A 19,138-nucleotide genomic window follows, 5' to 3' on the forward strand; every position below is an offset into this window, starting at 1 on the left:
AGTTAAATTTATTCAAATTTAGATAAAATTGCAGATAAATTTTATAAGGGAAAATAGATGAATTTGATCCTAAACACCGATAGTTATAAAACAAGCCATTATTTGCAATACCCAAGCGATGTGAAATTCGTAAGCTCATATATAGAAAGTCGTGGTGGGCGGTGGAATAGGCTTTTGTTTTATGGTTTGCAGATGTTTTTGATGGAATATTTAAGCAAAAAAATAACAAAAGAAGATATTTTAGAAGCTAAAGAGATCATCACGGCTCACGGAATGCCATTTAATGAAGATGGTTGGAACTACATCTTAAACGAGCATGGTGGCAAACTCCCTCTTGAGATCGAGGCGGTTCGTGAGGGTAGCGTCGTCCAAACAGACAATGTCTTAGTCCAAGTGCGAAACACAGACCCAAAACTCCCATGGCTAGTAGGCTACATAGAAACCGCACTTCTAAGGGCGATCTGGTATCCTGTAGCAGTGGCGACAAATAGCTATTTTTGTAAGCAGAGGATTTTGACGGCTTTAAGAGAGACTGGCACACCTGAGCTGATTGATTTTTGTTTGCATGATTTTGGTGCAAGGGGCGTGAGTAGCTATGAGAGCGCAGGGATAGGCGGAAGCGCGCATATGGTAAATTTCAAAGGTTCAGATACGATGAGCGGAATTGTGTTTGCTAGAAAATATTATGAGGCTGATATGCCGGCATTTAGCATACCAGCTAGCGAGCATAGCACGATGACTAGCTGGGGCAAGGCTAGTGAGCTAGAAGCGTACGCGAATATGGTCGATAAATTTGCCAGTGGGCTTTTTGCTTGTGTGATTGATAGCTACGATACATTTAATGCTATTGAGCTTTGGGGCAGGCTTTTTGATAAGGTTAAGGCTAGTGGCGGCAGAGTCGTCTTGCGTCCTGATAGTGGCAATCCAGTAACCATGGCTAGTGAGTGTTTGGAAAAGATGATGGATATCGCTGGATACTCGCTCAATCAAAAAGGCTATAAAGTCTTGCCAGATCACATTCGCATGATTTATGGTGATGGGATTGATCCCCAAAGTATCGGCGATGTTTTGGCTGAGCTAAAACTACGTAAAATTAGTAGCGATAATATGGCTTTTGGTATGGGTGGCGCACTTTTGCAACACCTTAACCGCGATACACTTAAATTTGCTATGAAGACAAATGCAGTTTCACATGACGGTATAAACTGGATAGATGTGAGAAAAGATCCTGCAACAGATCCAGCCAAACGCTCTAAATCAGGGCGTCTAGCACTGATAAGGCAAGGCAGCTTGTATAAGACAATTAGGTTTGATGAGCTTGGAGATAGACAAAACAAACTAATAACTGTTTTCAAAAATGGAGAGCTTACGAGCAAGGTGAGCTTTGAAGATATTCGCACTAGAGTGTCTAAATTTAACGAAAGGATTGGACTATGAATAAAGAACAAATTTTAGAAAAGCACAGCGACAAACGCACAAAATGCGTCATTTACACAAGAGTTATGGGCTACCACAGACCAGTGGAGAGCTTCAATCTCGGCAAAAAGGGCGAACACACAGAACGTGTGAAATTTAGCGAACCAAAATGCTAAAAAAGCACAGAATTAAGGTGAAGTATTTTTTCGCTAAACAAGGCGAAATTTGATTTTTAAACGGAGCAGACTGAGTGTCTGTGAGTATAAAAATCAAATTTTAACGCAGTGTAGTAGAAAAAAGACAAGCCCTATATTAGTAAAATCTGTAAAAGAAATAAAATGATATACGATATCACGCCGTTTAGCGTCATCGATTACCCTGGCGAGCTGGCGGCTATTTTGTGGTTTGCTGGGTGCAATATGCGGTGTTTGTACTGCTACAATCCGCATATTGTTTTAAGCGAAGGCAAACTTAAATTTGATGATGTGAGTGAGTTTTTGCACTCCAGAAATGGGCTTTTGAGTGCGGTTGTTTTGAGTGGTGGAGAATGCACGAAATCTAAGGATTTTGATAAGGTTTTGCAACTAGCTAAAGAGCTTGGATATAAAACTAAAGTCGATACCAATGGCTCAAATTTAGACGCGATTAAAGCAAATGTGGATTTTATTGATTTTGTGGCTTTGGATTTTAAGGCTGTGAAAGATAAATTTAGCCAAATTACTGGCTCAAATTTATATGAAAACTGGCTTGAAACTTTGCGATTTTTGGTCGCAAGTGGGGTTAAATTTGAAGTTCGCACGACAGTGTATAGCGATTTGCTAAGCCCTAATGACATCAATGATATGGCAAATCTGCTTGAGCAAAATGGTTACACTGGCACTTACTGCTTGCAAAATTACTTTGAAGCTCCAAATTTAGGCAATCTATTAAAACCAAAAGCCAAATTTGACCCAAATTTAATCAAATCAAATTTAAAAATAGAACTTAGGAATTTTTAATCCTACTTAAATATTCCACTTCCGCCAAGTTTAACGCCGTTTTCTATCCACTCTTTGACTGTTGGGTGAGCGTGCAAATCTTGGCAAAAACTTTTTGTAGACTGCTTATAAAATTTGATTATATATCCTCCGGAAGTATCTTTTTGTATATATGGCATAGCGCAATATACCCACTGGTTTGCATTGTTATATTCTACTTGGGCTGTTCCAAAGTCTTTTCCAGTTATTGCCATTACTAGCAATATATAAGATTCAAGTTCATTGCCTGTGCTTGCTTGTTGTATGGATTTGTGATTAGTCATTTCTAATGTCGAAACAGTCGTTGTAAAATTTTTCATTTGGACTACCATTTTTGCTATATCTGCATCTGTCTTTGTAGCTACGAGTTTTGGCACAGCTATGCTCGCTAAAATTCCTAAAATAACTATAACAAACACAAGCTCTATCATGGTAAAGGCTTTTTTGCTCATCCCCCCCCCCATATTTGGATTTGGCGAATTATAATAAATAAATTATAATGAATATCAAATAACTATCCAAATCAAACATTACATATTGTACGATTTTCATATTACTTTAAAAGTTATTTAGATAAAATCGAATAATAAAATTATTAAAGAAAGATATATTATGGATAGAAAAAAGATTTATAATCCAAGTTCGAATGAAACTCTAGGCGATAGAAAAATATTTGGTGGAAATCCTCACGGCATACTAAATTTCACAAAAGCAAAATACGAATGGGCTTTGAAACTTTGGGATCTTATGGAGGCTAATACGTGGTTTCCTAAAGAGGTCGATACGACTGATGATGTGCGTGACTATGCGTGCAATCTCACAACAGCTGAAAAGCGTATGTATGACCTAGTCTGGAGCCAACTCATCTCGATGGATAGCTTCCAGACAAACAATCTAGCTGATAATATAAATCCTTATATAACAGCCCCTGAGATTAATGCGATTTTGGCTCGTCAAGCTTACGAAGAAGCAAATCACTCAAAGAGCTATGCTGTAATGGTAGAAGCGATCTGTGATAATACTGATTTGATATACGAAATGGAAAAACACGACGATATTTTGCGTAAGAAAAACGACTACATCTCAAGCGTTTATGAAGAGCTTGCAGGCGAAGTGACAGACGAAAAACTGCTTCTTGCTATGGTCGCAAACCAAATCCTTGAAGGGGTCTATTTCTACAGTGGATTTACAGCGATTTATGCTCTGGCTCGCGCTGGAAAAATGCTAGGCTCAGCTCAGATGATACGCTTCATCCAAAGAGATGAGATAACACATCTTTTGCTCTTCCAAAACATGATAAACTCAGTTCGCAAAGAGCGTCCAGATCTATTTACCGATGAAATTATAAATAAGATTTATGATATGTTTAAAAAGGCAGGCGATCTAGAGATCGAGTGGGGCAAATACATCACTGGCAACCAAATAATGGGCTTTACAGACGACATCATAGAAGAATACATTCACTATCTTGTCGATGATAGGCTCACTTCAATCGGACTTAAAAAGCTATATAATGCCAAACATCCGATAAAATGGGTCGATGATTTTGCTAAATTTAACGACCAAAAATCAAATTTCTTTGAAAGTAAGGTCACGAACTACAGTAAAGGAAGCTTAAGCTTTGACGATTTCTAAACTAGGATATATCGAACTAAACTCATGTGGGGCGCTTGTAAGAGCTAGTGAGCTTTGTGATAAAGCAAGAGGTTTGTCCCCTGGTGAGCTGCGGCTTGGCGGGGAGCTTTGCGTGAGTGGGTACGAATATCTTGGGGAGGATTTCGAAACCTCACTGATAAAAAATCTACAAGCCGCCTTAAAACCGGGTGCGCTTCTAGGTTTTACGCATTTTAATGGTGCTTTTAACGAATTCATTCTTCTTTCCCACGAAAAAATCATCTACAAACAATCCAAATTTAAACTCTTCACTCCAAACAACGAACAAGATAAATTTAGTGCTGGAATCGTAGAAGATATTAAGCTTTTTGAAGTTGGCGGGGTCAAAATCGGCGTTCTTATCTGCTTTGAGCTTAGATTTTTGGAGCTTTGGGAGAGATTAAAAGGTGCTGATATAGTGCTTATTCCAGCTCTTTGGGGAGCTAAAAGAGGCGAAGATTTTAAGGTATTATCACAGGCTCTTGCCTTGCAAAATCGTTGTTATGTCGTGGCGTGCAGCGATAGAGATTTGAAATTTGGCTGCGTTTATGCACCAAATGGCGAAGCGAATTTCGAGTGTGAATTTGATCCAAATTTGGCTAGCAAATTTAAAACATCGCTTGGAATTGTTGATTAAAAACGATATAAGTAAATTTAATATATAATATCCGTTTTTCAATGAAAGGTAAAAATGGATAGTTTAGAACAAGCAAAATGTCAAAAAATGGCTGACGATATAGCAGATATCATGCCGCTCACTCCGATGATTTATAAGGCGTTTTGCCAAATCCCAAGAACGCATTTTGTTCCAGTTTCTATCTATGCTTTCAAGCTTGACGCTCATCCAATCGCTGGAAATCAGTGGATAAGCTCTCCACTCACGGTGGCTAAAATGACTTTGGCTCTTGAGGCTGAAAACTGCGATAACGTGCTAGAAATCGGCTGCGGAAGTGGCTATCAAGCTGCGATTTTAAGCAAGCTAGCTCATAGGGTTTTTAGCGTAGAGCGCATCGAAACTCTTGCAAATGATGCTAAATCTAAAATGAGGCAACTTGGATTTAACAACGTAAATATCAGGCACGATGATGGCAATGTCGGCTGGAAAAGTTACGCTCCTTATGATAGGATTATTCTTAGTTGTGCTTGCGATGAAATCCCAAAAAGGCTGATTGATCAGCTCAAAGATGGCGGAATTTTGGTAGCTCCTATCAAAAACTCTCACAAACAATCCATAACTAAATTTATAAAAAAAGGCTCAAATTTAGAGCAAATCACTCTTGATGAGTGTGAATTTGTCCCGCTTTTGGAAGGCAGAGAGTAGATTAGCTTATTGTTCGGATGCTGTTTAAGATTGCTTGGTATGATGCCACATAAATCTAACACAAGGAAACAAAGATGTTCGAACTTAGACCACTACCTTTTGATCCAGCGAAAAACGGTGCTATCAGCGAAGAAACATGTAAATTTCACTACGGCAAACATCATCAAACTTACGTAAATAATCTAAACAATCTCACAAAAGATACTAAATTTGAAGCTCTTGGACTGTACGAAATAATGAGCTCTTCAGATGGAGCGATATTTAATAACGCAGCTCAAATTTACAACCATGATTTTTACTGGGACTGTATCGCTTGTAAAAGCCAGATATCTGATGATCTAAAAACGGCTCTTGAAGCGAGTTTTAAGGACTTTAAGGCTGAGTTTTTAGCTAGTGCGGCTACGCTTTTTGGCTCTGGTTGGACATGGCTTGTTTATGATCCAAAGCTTAAAACCTTATCTATAAAAAACACTCAAAACGCGCAAAATCCAGTCTCTGCTGGGCTGGTTCCACTTCTAGTAGTTGATGTGTGGGAGCATGCTTATTACATAGATGAGAAAAATGCAAGAGTGGCTTATCTTGAGAAATTTTATGAAAATATTAACTGGAAATTTGTAAGCGAGGCTTATGAATGGGCGAAAAAAGAGGGGCTAAATTCAGTTAAATTTTATATAGATGAGTTGCATTCTAATTAAATTTAGCTCTAAATTTAACTTTTAAATTCCAAAATCACTTCTCTAAAATACCAATTCTTTCCTGTAAAAAAGGAAAGAATTTCTACAAAATACTACAAAATCTTAGTAAAATTTGCTATTAATAGATATTTTTAGATATAATACGCGTCTTTTGATGAAAAGGCTATGCCTGCTTGTATGCTTGATTTTAACCCAAAAGAGCCTATGCAAGTCTCATTATATCAAAAGGTCACGAGTCGTGACAAGTTATTTTTAAAGGAAAAACAATGGAAAGAATTAGGCTTAAGCTAAAAGCTTATGACCACAGAGTTCTAGACCGCACAGTTGCAGCTATCGTAGAAGCTGTTAAAAGAACAGGTGCTGATGTAAGAGGCCCAGTTCCAATGCCTACAAAGATCAAACGCTATACAGTGTTAAAATCTCCACACGTAAATAAAGATTCTCGCGAACAATTCGAAATGAGAATTCACGCTCGTATGTTAGACATCGTAGCAGCTACTCCAGATACAGTTGATAGCTTAACAAAACTTGACTTAGCTCCAGAGGTTAATGTCGAAGTTCGTGCTATGGGCAAGTAAGAGTAAAAGGAAAAAATGATGGAATATATCGTAGAAAAAATAGGCATGAGTAGAACTGTCTCATCACCAAGTACTCCTGTTACACTACTTAAACTTTTACCAGCTAAAGTTTGCGAACTTGGCGAAAATGGTAGAGCTATAGTAGCTTATGCTCATACAAAAGCAAACAACAAAGCTATAGTAGGTCAACAAAAAAAATACGGCCTAAGTAGTGAGTTTAATTCATTTGCAACTTTAAGTGTTTCAAATAGCGAAGTTGGTGATTTAGACGTAGCTCCACTAAGTGAAGCAAAAGTTCTAAAAGTTAGCTTCAACACAAAAGGTAGAGGCTTCCAAGGTGTTATAAAAAGACATGGTTTCTCAGGCGGTCCAGCAAGTCATGGTTCTCGTTTCCACAGACGTCCAGGATCAATCGGAAACTGCGAATGGCCAGGTCGTGTTCAACCAGGTAGAAAAATGGCAGGACATTATGGCGACGACAAAACTACAGTTAAAAATGAAGTAGTAAGCTTTGACGCAGCTAATGGCGTTTTGGTTTTAAAAGGTTCAGTACCAGGATTTAATGGTGCTATGGGTAGAGTAAGGATAGTCAAATGAGTAAAATAGCTGTTTTAAATGACAAATTTGAAAAAACAAGCGAAATGGAACTTCCAGCAAGCTATGCTGAGATAAATTCGCACAATCTATATTTATATGTAAAAAGCTACCTTGCTGGTATGAGATCAAATTCAGCCCATACAAAAGGTCGCTCAGATGTAAGCGGTGGTGGTAAAAAACCTTGGAGACAAAAAGGTCGTGGTGGCGCTCGTGCTGGTTCAACAAGAACTAACGTATGGGTAGGCGGTGCAGTTGCATTTGGTCCAAAAAACAATAGAAATTACGATCAAAAAATCAATAAAAAACAAAAAAGACTTGCACTTGAGTTTGCATTAAATGATAAAGTAGCAAATGGCAAATTTTTTGCTGTTGATAGTATAGAGATTGCTAGTGGCAAAACAAAAGAAGCAGCAGCAATCATAAGCAAACTTGGTGTTAGAGATGCACTTATTATCAAAAACGAACTTGATGCAAAAACACTTTTAGCATTTAGAAACTTAGCAAACTGCTACGTTGTAGATGCTAGCGAAGTAAATGCATATTTAGTTGCAGTTTATGGTGCAGTAATTGCAGAAAAAGCAGCACTACAATCAATCGTAAAAGAGGGCTAAAAATGGCAGATATAACAGATATCAAAACTATACTTTATACAGAAAAAACTCTTGGCCTTCAAGAAGCTGGTGTAGTGGTTATCCAAACTTCACCAAAAATGACTAAAAATAGTCTAAAAGAGGTTTTAAGAGAGTATTTTGGTGTAACGCCACTTAGAGTAAATTCACTTAGAATGGACGGAAAAGTTAAGCGTTTCAAAGGAAGAGTTGGCGTAAGAAATGATTTCAAAAAATTCTATGTCAAATTACCAGATGGCGTTAGCCTAGCAAACCAGGAGGCATAAGATGGCTATAAAAAGTTTTAAACCATATACTCCAAGTAGAAGATTTATGACAAGCTTGTCTAGTGAGGATATCACTGCTAAACCAAGCGTTAGAAGCCTACTTGTGAAAATAGCTGCAACTTCAGGTAGAAACCACAACGGTAGAATAACAAGCCGTCATAAAGAAGCTGGTGCTAAAAAATTATATCGTATTATCGATTTCAAAAGAAAGAAATTTGATGTACCTGCAAAAGTAGAAGCTATAGAGTACGATCCAAACAGAAACTGCCGTATAGCACTTTTATCTTATGCAGACGGTGAAAAAAGATACATCATTCGCCCTAGCGGTTTGAATGTTGGTGATGTTGTAAGCTCAGCTGAAGCTGGTCTTGATATAAAACCAGGTAATGCAATGAAACTAAAAAGCATTCCAGTGGGTACTATCGTTCACAATATCGAGCTAAAACCAGGCAAAGGTGCTCAAATGGCAAGAAGTGCTGGTGGATACGCTCAACTTATGGGTAAAGAAGAAAAATACGTTATCCTAAGATTGCCAAGTGGTGAGATGAGACAAGTTCTTGCAGAATGTATGGCAACTGTTGGTGTTGTAGGTAACGAAGATTGGGCAAACGTAACTATCGGTAAAGCAGGACGCAATCGTTATAGAGGAATCCGCCCACAAACTCGTGGTTCAGCTATGAACCCAGTAGATCACCCACACGGTGGTGGTGAAGGTAAGAAAAACTCTGGCCGTCATCCAGTTACTCCATGGGGTAAACCAACTAAGGGTGCTAAAACTCGCCGTAAAAAAGCTAGTGATAGACTTATAATATCAAGAAGGAAAGGTAAATAACGATGGCTAGATCACTAAAAAAAGGTCCATTTGTTGATGATCATGTTATGAAAAAAGTTCTAGCTGCAAAAGCTGCTAATGACAACAAACCGATCAAAACTTGGTCAAGAAGAAGTACTATAACACCAGAGATGATAGGTTTGACTTTTAACGTTCATAACGGCAAAAGTTTTATACCAGTTTATGTAACAGAAAATCACATAGGCTATAAACTTGGTGAGTTCGCACCAACACGCACATTCAAAGGCCACAAAGGCTCAGTGCAAAAGAAAATCGGTAAGTAAGGGGAAGTTATGAGTAAAGCAATTATTAAATTCATAAGACTATCTCCAACAAAAGCTAGACTAATAGCAGACGAAGTTCAAGGAATGAATGCAGAGCTTGCACTAGCTAGCCTAAGCTTTATGCCTAACCGTGGTGCAAAATACATTGCAAATGCTATAAGCTCAGCTGTAGCTAATGGCGGATTTGAGCCAGAAGAGGTAGTTGTAACAAGTTGTAGAGTAGATGCTGGTCCTGTTCTTAAAAGATTTAGACCACGTGCAAGAGGAACTGCTAGTAGAATCAGAAAACCAACTAGCCACATTCTTGTAGAAGTATCTAAACCAGAGAGTAAGGAAGCATAACATGGGACAAAAAGTAAATCCAATAGGTCTTAGACTAGGTATCAATAGAAACTGGGAGTCTAGATGGTTTCCATCAAAAGCGACTTTACCAGAAAATATAGGTGAAGATTATAAGATAAGAAAATTCCTAAAAACTAAGCTTTATTATGCTGGTGTTAGCCAAATTCTTGTCGAAAGAACAGCGAAAAAACTTCGCGTTACAGTTGTAGCAGCTCGTCCAGGTATCATCATCGGTAAAAAAGGTGGCGAAGTAGAAAACCTAAGAGCAGAAGTAGCTAAACTTGTAAATAAAGATGTTACTATAAACATCAAAGAAGAGAGAAAAGCAGGAAGTTCAGCTCAATTAGCAGCAGAAAACGTTGCTATGCAACTTGAGCGCCGTGTTGCTTTCCGCCGTGCGATGAAAAAAGTAATCCAAGGCGCACAAAAAGCAGGCGCTAAAGGTATCAAAGTTTCAGTTGCTGGCCGTTTAGGTGGTGCTGAGATGGCTAGAACAGAGTGGTATCTTGAAGGTCGCGTTCCACTTCATACATTAAGAGCTAAAATCGATTATGGTTTTGCAGAAGCTCACACTACTTATGGCAACATAGGTATAAAAGTTTGGATCTTTAAAGGCGAAGTTCTTCAAAAAGGTATCCAAGCTGAGAAAAATGAAGATGCAGCGCCAAAAAAACCAAGACGTGCTAGAAGGGGTAAATAGTTATGTTATTACCAAAGAGAACTAAATATCGCAAAATGATGAAAGGCCGCAACCGTGGCTATGCAACAAGAGGTACTGATCTTGCTCTTGGTGAGTTTGGACTAAAAGCTGTTGAAGCAGGACGTGTAAATTCACGCCAAATCGAATCAGCTCGTCAAGCTTACACTCGTCATGTAAAAAGACAAGCTAAAACTTGGATAAGAGTTTTCCCAGATAAACCTATCACTAAAAAGCCTCTTGAAACTCGTATGGGTAAAGGTAAAGGTGGCGTTGAAGAGTGGGTTATGAATATAAAACCAGGTAGAATTATATTTGAAATGTCTGGAATTAGCGAAGAATTAGCTAGAGAAGCTTTAACTCTTGCAATGCATAAGCTACCATTTAAGACTAAGTTTGTAACTAGAGAGAGCGAAAATGAAGTATACTGAGATAAATGGCAAAAGCGTAAGTGAGCTTAACGCATTATTAAAAGAGAAAAAGGTGCTTTTATTTACACTTAGACAAAAGCTAAAAACAATGCAGCTAACTAATCCTAATGAGATTGGCGATGTAAGAAAAGATATCGCTAAAATTAACACTGCAATTAGTGCTGCAAAATAAGGGGCGAACAATGGCAGTAGAAATGAAAAGACAAATTCAAGGCGTTGTCGTTACAAAAGCTGGTGATAAGACTGCAACTATTCTTGTTGAAAGAAGAGTTATGCACCCAAGATATCACAAATTCGTAAAACGCTTTAAAAAATATCTAGTTCATGATGAAAAAAATGAACTAAAAGCTGGAGATACTATATTAGCTGTTGAATGCAGACCGCTAAGTGCTAGAAAAAACTTCCGCTTACAATCAGTTTTGAAAACAGGAGTTGAATAATGATACAAAGTTTTACAAGACTAGCAGTAGCTGATAATAGCGGCGCTAAAGAGCTTATGTGTATTAAGGTTTTAGGCGGTAGCAAAAGAAGATATGCAAGCCTCGGCGATATCATTGTTTGCTCAGTAAAAAAAGCTCTACCAAACGGTAAAATAAAAAAAGGTCAAGTAGTTAAAGCAGTAGTAGTTAGAACTAAAAAAGAGGTTCAAAGAGCAAATGGATCGCTTATTAGATTTGACGAAAATGCAGCCGTTATACTTGATAATAAAAAAGAGCCAGTAGGCACTCGTATATTTGGCCCAGTTGGTAGAGAAGTAAGATATGCAAACTTTATGAAGATTGTATCTCTTGCACCGGAGGTTCTATAATGGCAATAAAATATAAAATTAAAAAAGGCGATGAAGTAAAAGTAATCGCAGGTGATGACAAAGGTAAAGTTGCAAAAGTTCTTGCTGTGTTACCAAAAAACGGTCAAGTAATCGTTGAAGGCGTTAAAGTAGCTAAAAAAGCAGTTAAACCAACTGAGAAAAACCCAAATGGTGGTTTTGTTAGCAAAGAGATGCCTGTTGACATTTCAAATGTGGCAAAAGTTGAGGGCTAAGTATGAGACTAAAAGCAAAATATAATGAGAGCATTAAACCAGCTCTAGTAAATGAATTTGACATAAAAAATCCTATGCTTATCCCAGCACTTGATAAAATCGTTATCAGCGTTGGTGCAGGTGAAGGTGCAAAAGATCAAAAACTTTTGCAAAATATGGCTGATACAATATCTTTGATAGCTGGTCAAAAAGCAGTTATAACAAACGCTAAAAAATCAGTTGCAGGCTTCAAAGTCCGTGAGGGCTACCCTGTAGGTATCAAAGTTACTTTAAGAAAAGAGCAAATGTATGCTTTCTTAGACAAACTTGTGAGCGTTGCATTGCCAAGAGTTAAAGACTTCCGTGGTCTTCCAAGAGATGGATTTGATGGTCGTGGAAACTACAATTTCGGTCTAAACGAACAACTAATGTTCCCAGAAGTTGTATATGATCAAATTTTAAGAACACACGGTATGAACATAACTGTAGTTACTACAGCAAATGACGATAAACAAGCATTCAGACTACTTGAATTGCTTGGTATTCCGTTCGCAAAAGGAAAGTAATATGGCAAAAAAATCAATGATAGCAAAAGCAGCACGCAAACCTAAATTTAGTGTGCGTGGATATACTAGATGTCAAATTTGTGGTCGTCCACACTCTGTTTATAAAGATTTTGGAATTTGCCGTGTGTGCCTAAGAAAAATGGCTAACGAAGGACTAATACCAGGTCTTAAAAAAGCAAGTTGGTAAGGAAGCAAGATGATAAATGATTTAATTTCAGACGGACTAACACGTATTAGAAATGCTAGTATGAGAAGACTTGATACAACAAAACTTCTTCATTCAAATGTTGTTGAAGCAACTTTGAAAATCCTAGCTGATAAAGGCTATATCGAGAGCTTTAATGTTGTTGAAGAAAACAACAAAAAATTCATCAATGTAGTATTAAAATATGATGAGCGTGGAAGAAGCGTTATAAATGAACTAAAAAGAGTTTCTAAACCAGGTCGTAGAGTTTACCAAGGTAAAGATGAGATCAAAAGATTTAAAAATGGTTATGGAACTATCATAGTAAGTACAAGTAAAGGCGTTTTAAGTAACGACGAAGCTCACAAAATTGGCGTGGGTGGCGAAGTACTTTGTACAGTTTGGTAATAGTTGATTAGCCCGTTTGGGCTAATTCTTTTTATGGCATTGGATATCCATTCGTAAATTTACGTAGAAATATCCTAGACAAATAAAAGGAAAAAGATGTCAAGAATTGGAAAACAACCAATATCTATCCCAAGTGGTTTAGATGTTAGTTTAAATGGCAGTGTTTTAGTTTTTAAAAAGGGAAACCTTACAAAAGAACTAGATACTAAAGGCAATGTAAATGTCGAGATTGCTGATGGACACATTGTTTTTGCAAGCAAAGGTGAAGATAGACAAAGTAGAGCTTATTGGGGAACTTACAGAGCTTTAGCTAACAATACAGTTGTTGGTTTGACAGCTGGATTTACAAGACAACTTGAAATCAATGGTGTTGGTTATAAAGCAGCAGCAAAAGGTAAAGTTCTTGAGCTTGCTCTTGGTTTTTCACACCCAATTAACTATGAACTTCCTGAAGGTGTAGAGGTAAGCGTTGAGAAAAACATTATCACTATCAAAGGTAGCGACAAACAAGTTGTTGGTCAAGTCGCAGCTGAAGTTAGAGGATTTAGACCACCAGAGCCTTATAAGGGTAAGGGTGTTAAATATGTTGAAGAACGTATCATCCGCAAAGCCGGCAAAACATCTAAGAAATAAGGGTAAGTAATGGTAGCAAATATATTAAAAAGAAAATTATCTCTAAGAATCAAGAGAAAAAGAAGAATAAGAGCTAAAATTAACGGTACTACAACTTGCCCAAGAATTTCTATCTTTAAGTCAAATAGAACTCTATACGTTCAAGCAATTGAAGATATCAACGGAACAACTCTTTGTGCAAGTGATGGTAGAAAACTAGGCATTAAAGCAAATAAAGCTGGTGCTGCTGTTTTAGCTAAGGATATCGCAGGTAAGCTAAATGCAAAAGGTATAAACGAAGGCGTATTTGATAGAAATGGCTATCTATATCACGGTGTAGTTGCAGCTTTTGCTGAAGCTTTAAGAGAAAATGGCATTAAGCTATAACGCAAGGATTGTTGATGGAAAAGTATAACAGAGAAGAATTTGAAGAAGTAATCGTCGACATCGGTCGCGTTACAAAGGTTGTTAAGGGTGGTAGAAGATTTAGATTTACTGCTCTTGTAGTTGTAGGTGATAGAAAAGGCCGCGTTGGTTTTGGTTTTGGTAAAGCTAAAGAAGTTCCAGATGCTATGAGAAAAGCAGTTGATGATGCTTTCAAAAACATAGTTGAAGTAAAACTAAAAGGTAGCACAATTCCTCATGATGTTGAAGTTAAATTTAACGCAAGTAGAATCCTACTAAAACCAGCTAGCGAAGGTACTGGAGTTATCGCTGGTGGTGGTGCAAGACCTGTTGTAGAGCTAGCGGGTATCAAAAATATCCTTACAAAATCACTTGGCTCAAACAATTCTGCAAACGTCGTTCGTGCTACAATCAAAGCACTTAGTATGCTAAAAGGTTAAGGAGAGAGCATGGGACTAGAAAATTTACAAAAAGCTGATGGCTCAACTCGCAACACCAAAAGAATTGGTCGTGGTCAAGGTAGTGGCTGGGGAAAAACAGCTACAAAAGGTGGCAAAGGTCAAACTGCTAGAAAAGGTTACAACGAAAAAAGAGGTTTTGAAGGCGGTCAACAACCACTTCAAAGAAGACTTCCAAAAGTTGGCTTCACTTCTAAATTTGAAAAAGCTTATGCTATCAATGTAGATAAGAACGTAGCTATTAAAGAGCTAAGCGAGATCACTCTTGATACTCTTAAAACAGTTCACAAATTTTCAAACAGCATCCAAAAAGTAAAACTTATCGGTGCTGGCGCTAAAGAATTAGCAAGTAAAATTAAAGATGAGAACATAAAAGTTACTGGACTTAACTAATGAATAAAACATTAATCAACAAGATATTAATTACGCTTGGATTTTTGTTTGCTTACAGGGTGCTGGCTTACGTGCCAGTCCCTGGCGTTAATATTGACGTTATAAAAGAATTCTTTACTTCAAATAGCAGCAATGCTTTAGGAATGTTTAATATGTTTAGCGGCGGTGCCGCTGAGCGTTTAAGCATCATCTCACTTGGCATTATGCCTTATATCACAGCTTCTATTATCATGGAGCTTTTAGCCGCAACTTTCCCAAATTTAGGTAAGATGAAAAAAGAGCGTGATGGTATGCAAAAATATATGCAAATCATTCGTTACGCTACTATCGTCATCACAATCGTTCAAGCTATCGGCGTGAGCATTGGACTACAAAGTCTTACTGGAAGAGGCGGAGAGCAAGCTATCATGATAGATGCGAATTTATTCATTGCGATAAGTTGTATATCTATGATGACTGGTACAATGCTGCTTATGTGGATTGGAGAGCAAATCACACAAAGAGGTATTGGAAATGGTATAAGCCTTATAATCTTTGCTGGTATCGTAAGTGGAATTCCTAGTGCTATTGGCGGAACTATAAATTTAGTAAATACTGGAGAGATGAACTTCTTAGTTGTTATTGGTATAGCTCTTGTTATACTTATAACAGTAGGTATAGTTATCTTTGTTGAAATGGGAGAAAGACGTATTCCTATCTCATATTCAAGAAAAACAGTAATGGAAAATCAAAACAAAAGAATCATGAATTACATTCCTATAAAAGTAAATTTAAGTGGTGTTATTCCTCCGATTTTTGCAAGTGCGATTTTGATGTTCCCTGGCACGATTTTACAAGCAAGCACAAATGAATTTATACTAGCTATAAATGACTTTTTAAATCCAAATAGCTACTTTTTCAACTTTTTAACATTTTTATTTATTCTATTTTTTGCATATTTTTATGCGTCAATCACATTCAATGCAAAAGATATAAGTGAAAATCTAAAAAGACAAGGCGGGTTTATCCCAGGAGTTAGACCAGGCGAAAGCACAGCTTCATACTTAAATGAAGTAGCAAGTAGACTTACTCTAACTGGATCAATATATTTGGGTCTTATATCTACACTTCCTTGGATTTTAGTTAAATTTATGGGAGTTCCGTTCTACTTTGGTGGAACAAGCGTTCTTATCGTTGTTTCAGTTGCACTTGATACAATGAGAAAGATCGAAGCTCAAATTTATATGAATAAATATCAAACACTAAGCGCGGTTGGACTATAAAATAATGGCAATTTCTATAAAAACGCCAAAAGATATAGAGGGCATGAGAGCGGCAAATAAAGTTGTCGCTTCCGTGCTTGATTATCTTCATGGCTATATAAAACCAGGCTTGAGCCTACTTGAGATTGATAAAGTTTGCGAAGATATGATAAGAGCAGCTGGAGCAAAGCCAGCCTTTAAAGGGCTTTATGGATTTCCAAATGCAGCTTGTATCAGCGTCAATGAAGTAGTAATCCACGGCATACCAAATGACTATAAACTCCAAGAAGGCGACATCGTAAGCGTAGATCTTGGCTCAAATTTAAAAGGATATTTCGGCGATAGCGCTAGAACTTATCCAGTAGGCAAAATCTCTGAAACTGACGCAGCTTTGATAGCTTGTAGCAAGGACTCTTTGGAGTTTGCAATCGATTTTATAAAAGTTGGAATGCATTTCAAAGAAGTCTCAAACGCAGTTGAAGAGTTTATCTTAAAAAGAGGATTTGTTCCACTTAAAGGATTTTGTGGTCATGGCATAGGCAAACGCCCTCACGAAGAGCCAGAGATCCCAAACTATCTTGAAGGTAACAATCCAAAAAGTGGTCCAAAAATCAGAAATGGTATGGTTTTTTGCATAGAGCCGATGATTTGCCAAAAAGATGGTACTCCAGTCATTGCAGATGATGAATGGACAGTGACAAGCAAAGATGGACTAAGAACTAGCCATTATGAGCATTGCTTAGCAATTGTTAATAATAAAGTCGAGATACTAAGTCAAATTTAGTAAGCTTATTTTTAGTTTTAAGCCGGTTGATTTAAATTAGCTTAAAGCTCAAATACAACTTTAGTTTGTAAATTTAGATTTTCAAATTTGACAACGACAAGGGTTACCATACCTGTAGAGACTTTAGTGTTTTTGCAACGCTCGCTCGCAACTGCAAGCAGAAGGTTTTTAGTGGAAGCTTGGCTCTCACGCTAAAGAACATAAAAATGAACAAGGGTTACCCTATTTATAGTGGCTTTTGTGTTTGGTTCTTTAGTACGAATTTATTCGTACGCTAAAAGAGCATAAGAGACAAAATGGTTGCTTTAGCAACGAACTTTAGTGTTTGCAAAACTTTAGCATAGCTTTGCTATGCGCTAAAAGTTTATTAAGATAGAAAGGAGAAAATATTGGCAAAAGATGACGTTATAGAGATAGATGGCAGTGTAGTTGAAGCTCTTCCAAATGCGACTTTCAAAGTTGAGCTTGACAACAAACACATCATTCTATGCCACATTGCAGGTAAAATGAGAATGCACTATATCAAGATTATGCCGGGGGATAAGGTCAAAGTTGAGCTTACACCATACAGCCTTGACAAGGGTAGAATCACATATAGATATAAGTAATTCTAAAGCTAAATTTGGGTAAAATCCAAGTTTTTGCAACTAACTGTGTGAAGAAGTGTTTTCAAAATGAACCACGGTTTTGAAAACAGTTGGTTTAAAACTTTCTTTAAACCTAAGTGCAGTTGAATAAAAGTGGTAATAAATTTTTAGGAGACTCAGATGAAAGTTCGTCCTTCTGTTAAGAAGATGTGTGACAAATGTAAAATTGTCAAACGCAAAGGCATAGTTCATGTTATTTGCGAAAACCCAAAACATAAACAAAGACAAGGATAAGGTATGGCTCGTATAGTAGGTGTTGATTTACCAAAGAAAAAAAGAGTTGAGTATGGCCTTACCTATATCTATGGTATAGGCTTATTTACTTCAAGAAAAATTCTTGATGCTGTTGGAATCTCTTATGACAAGAGAGTATATGATCTAAGTGAAGATGAAGCCGCAGCTATCCGTAAAGAGATCCAAGAACACTACATGGTTGAGGGTGATCTTAGAAAAAGCGTTGCAATGGATATCAAAGCTCTTATGGATCTAGGTAGCTTTAGAGGCTTAAGACACAGAAAAGGTCTTCCTGTTCGTGGTCAAAAAACAAAGACTAATGCAAGAACAAGAAAAGGTAGACGTAAAACTGTTGGCGCGGCTACAAAATAAGGATAGAAAATGGCAAAAAGAAAAGTAATTAAGAAAAAAGTAGTTAGAAAAAATATAGCAAAAGGTATCGTTTATATCTCTGCTACATTTAACAACACAATGGTTACAGTAACTGATGAAATGGGAAATGCTATTGCATGGAGTAGTGCAGGCGGTCTTGGATTTAAAGGTAGCAAAAAATCAACTCCTTACGCAGCTCAACAAGCAGTTGAAGATGCATTAAGCAAAGCAAAAGAACATGGTATCAAAGAAGTTGGTATCAAAGTTCAAGGACCAGGAAGCGGTAGAGAAACAGCAGTTAAAAGTATAGGTGCAGTTGAGGGCATCAAAGTATTGTATCTAAAAGATATAACTCCACTTGCTCACAACGGTTGTAGACCACCAAAACGCCGCCGCGTGTAATGTTAGATAGAATTTAGGAGAATTATAATGGCAAGATATAGAGGACCAGTTGAAAAATTAGAAAGACGCCTAGGTGTATCTCTTGCACTAAAAGGTGAAAGAAGACTAGCTGGTAAAAGTGCGCTAGATAAAAGACCATATGCGCCAGGTCAACACGGACAAAGAAAAGCAAAAATAAGCGAGTATGGTTTACAACTAAGAGAAAAACAAAAAGCTAAATTTATGTATGGTGTAAGTGAAAAACAATTCAGAAGATTATTCTCTGAAGCTGCTAGAAAAGAAGGCAACACAGGTGCACTTCTTGTTTCACTTTTAGAGCAAAGACTTGATAATGTAGTTTATAGAATGGGATTTGCTACAACTAGAAGATTTGCAAGACAACTTGTAACTCACGGACATATTTTAGTAAATGGTAAAAAAGTTGATATCCCTTCATACAGAGTTAGCGCTGGCGAGAAAATCGAAGTAGCTGAAAAAAGCAAAGCTAACCCACAAATAGTAAGAGCTATCGAGCTTACAAATCAAACTGGCATTGTTGCTTGGGTTGATGTAGAAAAAGACAAAAAATACGGAATTTTCACAAGAATTCCAGAACGCGAAGAAGTAGTCATTCCAGTTGAGGAAAGATATATAGTAGAGCTTTACTCAAAATAGT

Annotated in this window: 35 protein-coding genes; 34 read left to right on the forward strand and 1 reads right to left on the reverse strand. The window is 37.3% G+C overall.

What is annotated here, in order from left to right; all coding sequences use genetic code 11:
* Positions 1-57 precede the first annotated feature (57 nt).
* The 3 genes from CIG1485E_RS00360 to CIG1485E_RS00370 all read left to right on the forward strand — a co-directional run bounded on the left by CIG1485E_RS00360 (position 58) and on the right by CIG1485E_RS00370 (position 2,414).
* Positions 58-1,437 (forward strand): nicotinate phosphoribosyltransferase, encoded by a 1,380-nt coding sequence (locus CIG1485E_RS00360; protein ID WP_038452510.1) that lies wholly within the window; start codon positions 58-60, stop codon positions 1,435-1,437.
* Complete coding sequence (gene nrdD, locus CIG1485E_RS09395; protein WP_038452511.1) at positions 1,434-1,592, forward strand: anaerobic ribonucleoside-triphosphate reductase; 159 nt, start codon at positions 1,434-1,436, stop codon at positions 1,590-1,592. Before CIG1485E_RS00360 ends, nrdD begins: the two co-directional genes overlap by 4 nt.
* Before the next feature lie 162 nt (positions 1,593-1,754).
* On the forward strand, positions 1,755-2,414 hold the full coding sequence (locus tag CIG1485E_RS00370; RefSeq protein WP_038452513.1) for an anaerobic ribonucleoside-triphosphate reductase activating protein: 660 nt from the start codon (positions 1,755-1,757) through the stop codon (positions 2,412-2,414).
* Positions 2,415-2,416: 2 nt separating this feature from the next.
* Here the strand turns inward: CIG1485E_RS00370 and CIG1485E_RS00375 are convergent, their stop codons facing one another.
* Positions 2,417-2,884: a type II secretion system protein gene (locus tag CIG1485E_RS00375; RefSeq protein ID WP_038452514.1), complete on the reverse strand. Its 468-nt coding sequence runs from the start codon at positions 2,882-2,884 to the stop codon at positions 2,417-2,419.
* A gap of 160 nt (positions 2,885-3,044) precedes the next feature.
* Between CIG1485E_RS00375 and CIG1485E_RS00380 the strand changes: the two genes are divergently transcribed.
* From CIG1485E_RS00380 to rpsD, 31 genes are all read left to right on the forward strand, one after another.
* Positions 3,045-4,067 carry a ribonucleotide-diphosphate reductase subunit beta gene (locus CIG1485E_RS00380; protein ID WP_038452515.1) on the forward strand — a complete coding sequence of 341 codons (1,023 nt, stop codon included), beginning with the start codon at positions 3,045-3,047 and terminating at the stop codon, positions 4,065-4,067.
* Positions 4,054-4,722: a carbon-nitrogen hydrolase family protein gene (locus CIG1485E_RS00385; protein ID WP_038452516.1), complete on the forward strand. Its 669-nt coding sequence runs from the start codon at positions 4,054-4,056 to the stop codon at positions 4,720-4,722. The genes CIG1485E_RS00380 and CIG1485E_RS00385 overlap by 14 nt, the downstream gene beginning before the upstream one ends.
* Positions 4,723-4,776: 54 nt before the next feature.
* Positions 4,777-5,406 (forward strand): protein-L-isoaspartate(D-aspartate) O-methyltransferase, encoded by a 630-nt coding sequence (locus CIG1485E_RS00390; protein ID WP_038452517.1) that lies wholly within the window; start codon positions 4,777-4,779, stop codon positions 5,404-5,406.
* A gap of 74 nt (positions 5,407-5,480) precedes the next feature.
* Positions 5,481-6,101: a superoxide dismutase gene (locus CIG1485E_RS00395; protein ID WP_038452518.1), complete on the forward strand. Its 621-nt coding sequence runs from the start codon at positions 5,481-5,483 to the stop codon at positions 6,099-6,101.
* Positions 6,102-6,367: 266 nt separating this feature from the next.
* Entirely contained in the window at positions 6,368-6,679 is a 312-nt protein-coding gene (gene rpsJ, locus CIG1485E_RS00400; protein WP_002847957.1) for a 30S ribosomal protein S10, read from the forward strand.
* Positions 6,680-6,697: 18 nt separating this feature from the next.
* A complete protein-coding gene (gene rplC / locus CIG1485E_RS00405) occupies positions 6,698-7,276 on the forward strand; it encodes a 50S ribosomal protein L3 (protein ID WP_038452519.1) in 579 nt (192 codons plus the stop codon).
* The gene (gene rplD, locus CIG1485E_RS00410) at positions 7,273-7,887 is read left to right on the forward strand and encodes a 50S ribosomal protein L4 (protein ID WP_038452521.1); all 615 of its coding nucleotides are present in this window, start codon (positions 7,273-7,275) and stop codon (positions 7,885-7,887) included. Before rplC ends, rplD begins: the two co-directional genes overlap by 4 nt.
* A gap of 2 nt (positions 7,888-7,889) precedes the next feature.
* Positions 7,890-8,171: a 50S ribosomal protein L23 gene (locus CIG1485E_RS00415; RefSeq protein ID WP_038452522.1), complete on the forward strand. Its 282-nt coding sequence runs from the start codon at positions 7,890-7,892 to the stop codon at positions 8,169-8,171.
* 1 nt (position 8,172) lies between these two features.
* Complete coding sequence (rplB, locus tag CIG1485E_RS00420; RefSeq protein WP_038452523.1) at positions 8,173-9,003, forward strand: 50S ribosomal protein L2; 831 nt, start codon at positions 8,173-8,175, stop codon at positions 9,001-9,003.
* A gap of 2 nt (positions 9,004-9,005) precedes the next feature.
* On the forward strand, positions 9,006-9,287 hold the full coding sequence (gene rpsS / locus CIG1485E_RS00425) for a 30S ribosomal protein S19 (RefSeq protein ID WP_038452524.1): 282 nt from the start codon (positions 9,006-9,008) through the stop codon (positions 9,285-9,287).
* A gap of 9 nt (positions 9,288-9,296) precedes the next feature.
* Positions 9,297-9,629, forward strand: a complete 333-nt coding sequence (gene rplV / locus CIG1485E_RS00430) for a 50S ribosomal protein L22 (RefSeq protein WP_038452526.1) — start codon at positions 9,297-9,299, stop codon at positions 9,627-9,629.
* A 1-nt stretch (position 9,630) separates the two neighbouring features.
* Positions 9,631-10,329 (forward strand): 30S ribosomal protein S3, encoded by a 699-nt coding sequence (gene rpsC, locus CIG1485E_RS00435; RefSeq protein WP_038452527.1) that lies wholly within the window; start codon positions 9,631-9,633, stop codon positions 10,327-10,329.
* A gap of 2 nt (positions 10,330-10,331) precedes the next feature.
* Positions 10,332-10,757, forward strand: coding sequence for a 50S ribosomal protein L16 (gene rplP / locus CIG1485E_RS00440; protein WP_038452529.1), 426 nt, complete (start codon positions 10,332-10,334; stop codon positions 10,755-10,757).
* A complete protein-coding gene (gene rpmC, locus CIG1485E_RS00445; RefSeq protein ID WP_038452532.1) occupies positions 10,744-10,929 on the forward strand; it encodes a 50S ribosomal protein L29 in 186 nt (61 codons plus the stop codon). Before rplP ends, rpmC begins: the two co-directional genes overlap by 14 nt.
* Before the next feature lie 22 nt (positions 10,930-10,951).
* The gene (gene rpsQ / locus CIG1485E_RS00450; protein WP_407637579.1) at positions 10,952-11,197 is read left to right on the forward strand and encodes a 30S ribosomal protein S17; all 246 of its coding nucleotides are present in this window, start codon (positions 10,952-10,954) and stop codon (positions 11,195-11,197) included.
* Positions 11,197-11,565 (forward strand): 50S ribosomal protein L14, encoded by a 369-nt coding sequence (gene rplN, locus CIG1485E_RS00455; RefSeq protein WP_002847983.1) that lies wholly within the window; start codon positions 11,197-11,199, stop codon positions 11,563-11,565. The genes rpsQ and rplN overlap by 1 nt, the downstream gene beginning before the upstream one ends.
* The gene (rplX, locus tag CIG1485E_RS00460; RefSeq protein ID WP_038452537.1) at positions 11,565-11,798 is read left to right on the forward strand and encodes a 50S ribosomal protein L24; all 234 of its coding nucleotides are present in this window, start codon (positions 11,565-11,567) and stop codon (positions 11,796-11,798) included. The genes rplN and rplX overlap by 1 nt, the downstream gene beginning before the upstream one ends.
* A gap of 2 nt (positions 11,799-11,800) precedes the next feature.
* Positions 11,801-12,343 carry a 50S ribosomal protein L5 gene (gene rplE, locus CIG1485E_RS00465; protein ID WP_038452540.1) on the forward strand — a complete coding sequence of 181 codons (543 nt, stop codon included), beginning with the start codon at positions 11,801-11,803 and terminating at the stop codon, positions 12,341-12,343.
* A gap of 1 nt (position 12,344) precedes the next feature.
* Positions 12,345-12,530: a type Z 30S ribosomal protein S14 gene (locus CIG1485E_RS00470; RefSeq protein ID WP_038452543.1), complete on the forward strand. Its 186-nt coding sequence runs from the start codon at positions 12,345-12,347 to the stop codon at positions 12,528-12,530.
* A gap of 9 nt (positions 12,531-12,539) precedes the next feature.
* Positions 12,540-12,935, forward strand: a complete 396-nt coding sequence (gene rpsH, locus CIG1485E_RS00475) for a 30S ribosomal protein S8 (RefSeq protein WP_038452545.1) — start codon at positions 12,540-12,542, stop codon at positions 12,933-12,935.
* A 96-nt stretch (positions 12,936-13,031) separates the two neighbouring features.
* Complete coding sequence (gene rplF / locus CIG1485E_RS00480; RefSeq protein ID WP_038452547.1) at positions 13,032-13,568, forward strand: 50S ribosomal protein L6; 537 nt, start codon at positions 13,032-13,034, stop codon at positions 13,566-13,568.
* A gap of 9 nt (positions 13,569-13,577) precedes the next feature.
* A complete protein-coding gene (gene rplR / locus CIG1485E_RS00485) occupies positions 13,578-13,934 on the forward strand; it encodes a 50S ribosomal protein L18 (protein ID WP_038452548.1) in 357 nt (118 codons plus the stop codon).
* Between the two features lie 14 nt (positions 13,935-13,948).
* Positions 13,949-14,392: a 30S ribosomal protein S5 gene (rpsE, locus tag CIG1485E_RS00490; RefSeq protein WP_038452551.1), complete on the forward strand. Its 444-nt coding sequence runs from the start codon at positions 13,949-13,951 to the stop codon at positions 14,390-14,392.
* A gap of 9 nt (positions 14,393-14,401) precedes the next feature.
* Positions 14,402-14,803, forward strand: a complete 402-nt coding sequence (gene rplO / locus CIG1485E_RS00495; protein WP_038452553.1) for a 50S ribosomal protein L15 — start codon at positions 14,402-14,404, stop codon at positions 14,801-14,803.
* Complete coding sequence (gene secY, locus CIG1485E_RS00500; RefSeq protein WP_038452555.1) at positions 14,803-16,065, forward strand: preprotein translocase subunit SecY; 1,263 nt, start codon at positions 14,803-14,805, stop codon at positions 16,063-16,065. Before rplO ends, secY begins: the two co-directional genes overlap by 1 nt.
* A gap of 4 nt (positions 16,066-16,069) precedes the next feature.
* The gene (map, locus tag CIG1485E_RS00505) at positions 16,070-16,828 is read left to right on the forward strand and encodes a type I methionyl aminopeptidase (protein WP_038455457.1); all 759 of its coding nucleotides are present in this window, start codon (positions 16,070-16,072) and stop codon (positions 16,826-16,828) included.
* Positions 16,829-17,217: 389 nt separating this feature from the next.
* Positions 17,218-17,436, forward strand: a complete 219-nt coding sequence (infA, locus tag CIG1485E_RS00510; RefSeq protein WP_038452556.1) for a translation initiation factor IF-1 — start codon at positions 17,218-17,220, stop codon at positions 17,434-17,436.
* 159 nt (positions 17,437-17,595) lie between these two features.
* Positions 17,596-17,709, forward strand: a complete 114-nt coding sequence (gene rpmJ, locus CIG1485E_RS00515) for a 50S ribosomal protein L36 (RefSeq protein ID WP_002848032.1) — start codon at positions 17,596-17,598, stop codon at positions 17,707-17,709.
* Between the two features lie 3 nt (positions 17,710-17,712).
* Complete coding sequence (gene rpsM / locus CIG1485E_RS00520; RefSeq protein WP_038452557.1) at positions 17,713-18,081, forward strand: 30S ribosomal protein S13; 369 nt, start codon at positions 17,713-17,715, stop codon at positions 18,079-18,081.
* A 9-nt stretch (positions 18,082-18,090) separates the two neighbouring features.
* Positions 18,091-18,483, forward strand: a complete 393-nt coding sequence (rpsK, locus tag CIG1485E_RS00525; RefSeq protein WP_038452559.1) for a 30S ribosomal protein S11 — start codon at positions 18,091-18,093, stop codon at positions 18,481-18,483.
* A 27-nt stretch (positions 18,484-18,510) separates the two neighbouring features.
* The gene (gene rpsD / locus CIG1485E_RS00530) at positions 18,511-19,137 is read left to right on the forward strand and encodes a 30S ribosomal protein S4 (protein WP_038452561.1); all 627 of its coding nucleotides are present in this window, start codon (positions 18,511-18,513) and stop codon (positions 19,135-19,137) included.
* Position 19,138: the final 1 nt, after the last annotated feature.

Origin of the sequence: Campylobacter iguaniorum (genome assembly GCF_000736415.1) — a bacterium.
GTDB lineage: Bacteria > Campylobacterota > Campylobacteria > Campylobacterales > Campylobacteraceae > Campylobacter > Campylobacter iguaniorum.

What these genes read in the sequence shown, in the direction of transcription:
- CIG1485E_RS00360 (WP_038452510.1), top strand. Translation starts at nt 58, where the DNA reads ATGAATTTGATCCTAAACACCGATAGTTATAAAACAAGCCATTATTTG.
- nrdD (WP_038452511.1), top strand. Translation starts at nt 1,434, where the DNA reads ATGAATAAAGAACAAATTTTAGAAAAGCACAGCGACAAACGCACAAAA.
- CIG1485E_RS00370 (WP_038452513.1), top strand. Translation starts at nt 1,755, where the DNA reads ATGATATACGATATCACGCCGTTTAGCGTCATCGATTACCCTGGCGAG.
- CIG1485E_RS00375 (WP_038452514.1), bottom strand. Translation starts at nt 2,884, where the DNA reads ATGAGCAAAAAAGCCTTTACCATGATAGAGCTTGTGTTTGTTATAGTT.
- CIG1485E_RS00380 (WP_038452515.1), top strand. Translation starts at nt 3,045, where the DNA reads ATGGATAGAAAAAAGATTTATAATCCAAGTTCGAATGAAACTCTAGGC.
- CIG1485E_RS00390 (WP_038452517.1), top strand. Translation starts at nt 4,777, where the DNA reads ATGGATAGTTTAGAACAAGCAAAATGTCAAAAAATGGCTGACGATATA.
- CIG1485E_RS00395 (WP_038452518.1), top strand. Translation starts at nt 5,481, where the DNA reads ATGTTCGAACTTAGACCACTACCTTTTGATCCAGCGAAAAACGGTGCT.
- rpsJ (WP_002847957.1), top strand. Translation starts at nt 6,368, where the DNA reads ATGGAAAGAATTAGGCTTAAGCTAAAAGCTTATGACCACAGAGTTCTA.
- rplC (WP_038452519.1), top strand. Translation starts at nt 6,698, where the DNA reads ATGGAATATATCGTAGAAAAAATAGGCATGAGTAGAACTGTCTCATCA.
- rplD (WP_038452521.1), top strand. Translation starts at nt 7,273, where the DNA reads ATGAGTAAAATAGCTGTTTTAAATGACAAATTTGAAAAAACAAGCGAA.
- CIG1485E_RS00415 (WP_038452522.1), top strand. Translation starts at nt 7,890, where the DNA reads ATGGCAGATATAACAGATATCAAAACTATACTTTATACAGAAAAAACT.
- rplB (WP_038452523.1), top strand. Translation starts at nt 8,173, where the DNA reads ATGGCTATAAAAAGTTTTAAACCATATACTCCAAGTAGAAGATTTATG.
- rpsS (WP_038452524.1), top strand. Translation starts at nt 9,006, where the DNA reads ATGGCTAGATCACTAAAAAAAGGTCCATTTGTTGATGATCATGTTATG.
- rplV (WP_038452526.1), top strand. Translation starts at nt 9,297, where the DNA reads ATGAGTAAAGCAATTATTAAATTCATAAGACTATCTCCAACAAAAGCT.
- rpsC (WP_038452527.1), top strand. Translation starts at nt 9,631, where the DNA reads ATGGGACAAAAAGTAAATCCAATAGGTCTTAGACTAGGTATCAATAGA.
- rplP (WP_038452529.1), top strand. Translation starts at nt 10,332, where the DNA reads ATGTTATTACCAAAGAGAACTAAATATCGCAAAATGATGAAAGGCCGC.
- rpmC (WP_038452532.1), top strand. Translation starts at nt 10,744, where the DNA reads ATGAAGTATACTGAGATAAATGGCAAAAGCGTAAGTGAGCTTAACGCA.
- rpsQ (WP_407637579.1), top strand. Translation starts at nt 10,952, where the DNA reads ATGAAAAGACAAATTCAAGGCGTTGTCGTTACAAAAGCTGGTGATAAG.
- rplN (WP_002847983.1), top strand. Translation starts at nt 11,197, where the DNA reads ATGATACAAAGTTTTACAAGACTAGCAGTAGCTGATAATAGCGGCGCT.
- rplX (WP_038452537.1), top strand. Translation starts at nt 11,565, where the DNA reads ATGGCAATAAAATATAAAATTAAAAAAGGCGATGAAGTAAAAGTAATC.
- rplE (WP_038452540.1), top strand. Translation starts at nt 11,801, where the DNA reads ATGAGACTAAAAGCAAAATATAATGAGAGCATTAAACCAGCTCTAGTA.
- CIG1485E_RS00470 (WP_038452543.1), top strand. Translation starts at nt 12,345, where the DNA reads ATGGCAAAAAAATCAATGATAGCAAAAGCAGCACGCAAACCTAAATTT.
- rpsH (WP_038452545.1), top strand. Translation starts at nt 12,540, where the DNA reads ATGATAAATGATTTAATTTCAGACGGACTAACACGTATTAGAAATGCT.
- rplF (WP_038452547.1), top strand. Translation starts at nt 13,032, where the DNA reads ATGTCAAGAATTGGAAAACAACCAATATCTATCCCAAGTGGTTTAGAT.
- rplR (WP_038452548.1), top strand. Translation starts at nt 13,578, where the DNA reads ATGGTAGCAAATATATTAAAAAGAAAATTATCTCTAAGAATCAAGAGA.
- rpsE (WP_038452551.1), top strand. Translation starts at nt 13,949, where the DNA reads ATGGAAAAGTATAACAGAGAAGAATTTGAAGAAGTAATCGTCGACATC.
- rplO (WP_038452553.1), top strand. Translation starts at nt 14,402, where the DNA reads ATGGGACTAGAAAATTTACAAAAAGCTGATGGCTCAACTCGCAACACC.
- secY (WP_038452555.1), top strand. Translation starts at nt 14,803, where the DNA reads ATGAATAAAACATTAATCAACAAGATATTAATTACGCTTGGATTTTTG.
- map (WP_038455457.1), top strand. Translation starts at nt 16,070, where the DNA reads ATGGCAATTTCTATAAAAACGCCAAAAGATATAGAGGGCATGAGAGCG.
- rpmJ (WP_002848032.1), top strand. Translation starts at nt 17,596, where the DNA reads ATGAAAGTTCGTCCTTCTGTTAAGAAGATGTGTGACAAATGTAAAATT.
- rpsM (WP_038452557.1), top strand. Translation starts at nt 17,713, where the DNA reads ATGGCTCGTATAGTAGGTGTTGATTTACCAAAGAAAAAAAGAGTTGAG.
- rpsK (WP_038452559.1), top strand. Translation starts at nt 18,091, where the DNA reads ATGGCAAAAAGAAAAGTAATTAAGAAAAAAGTAGTTAGAAAAAATATA.
- rpsD (WP_038452561.1), top strand. Translation starts at nt 18,511, where the DNA reads ATGGCAAGATATAGAGGACCAGTTGAAAAATTAGAAAGACGCCTAGGT.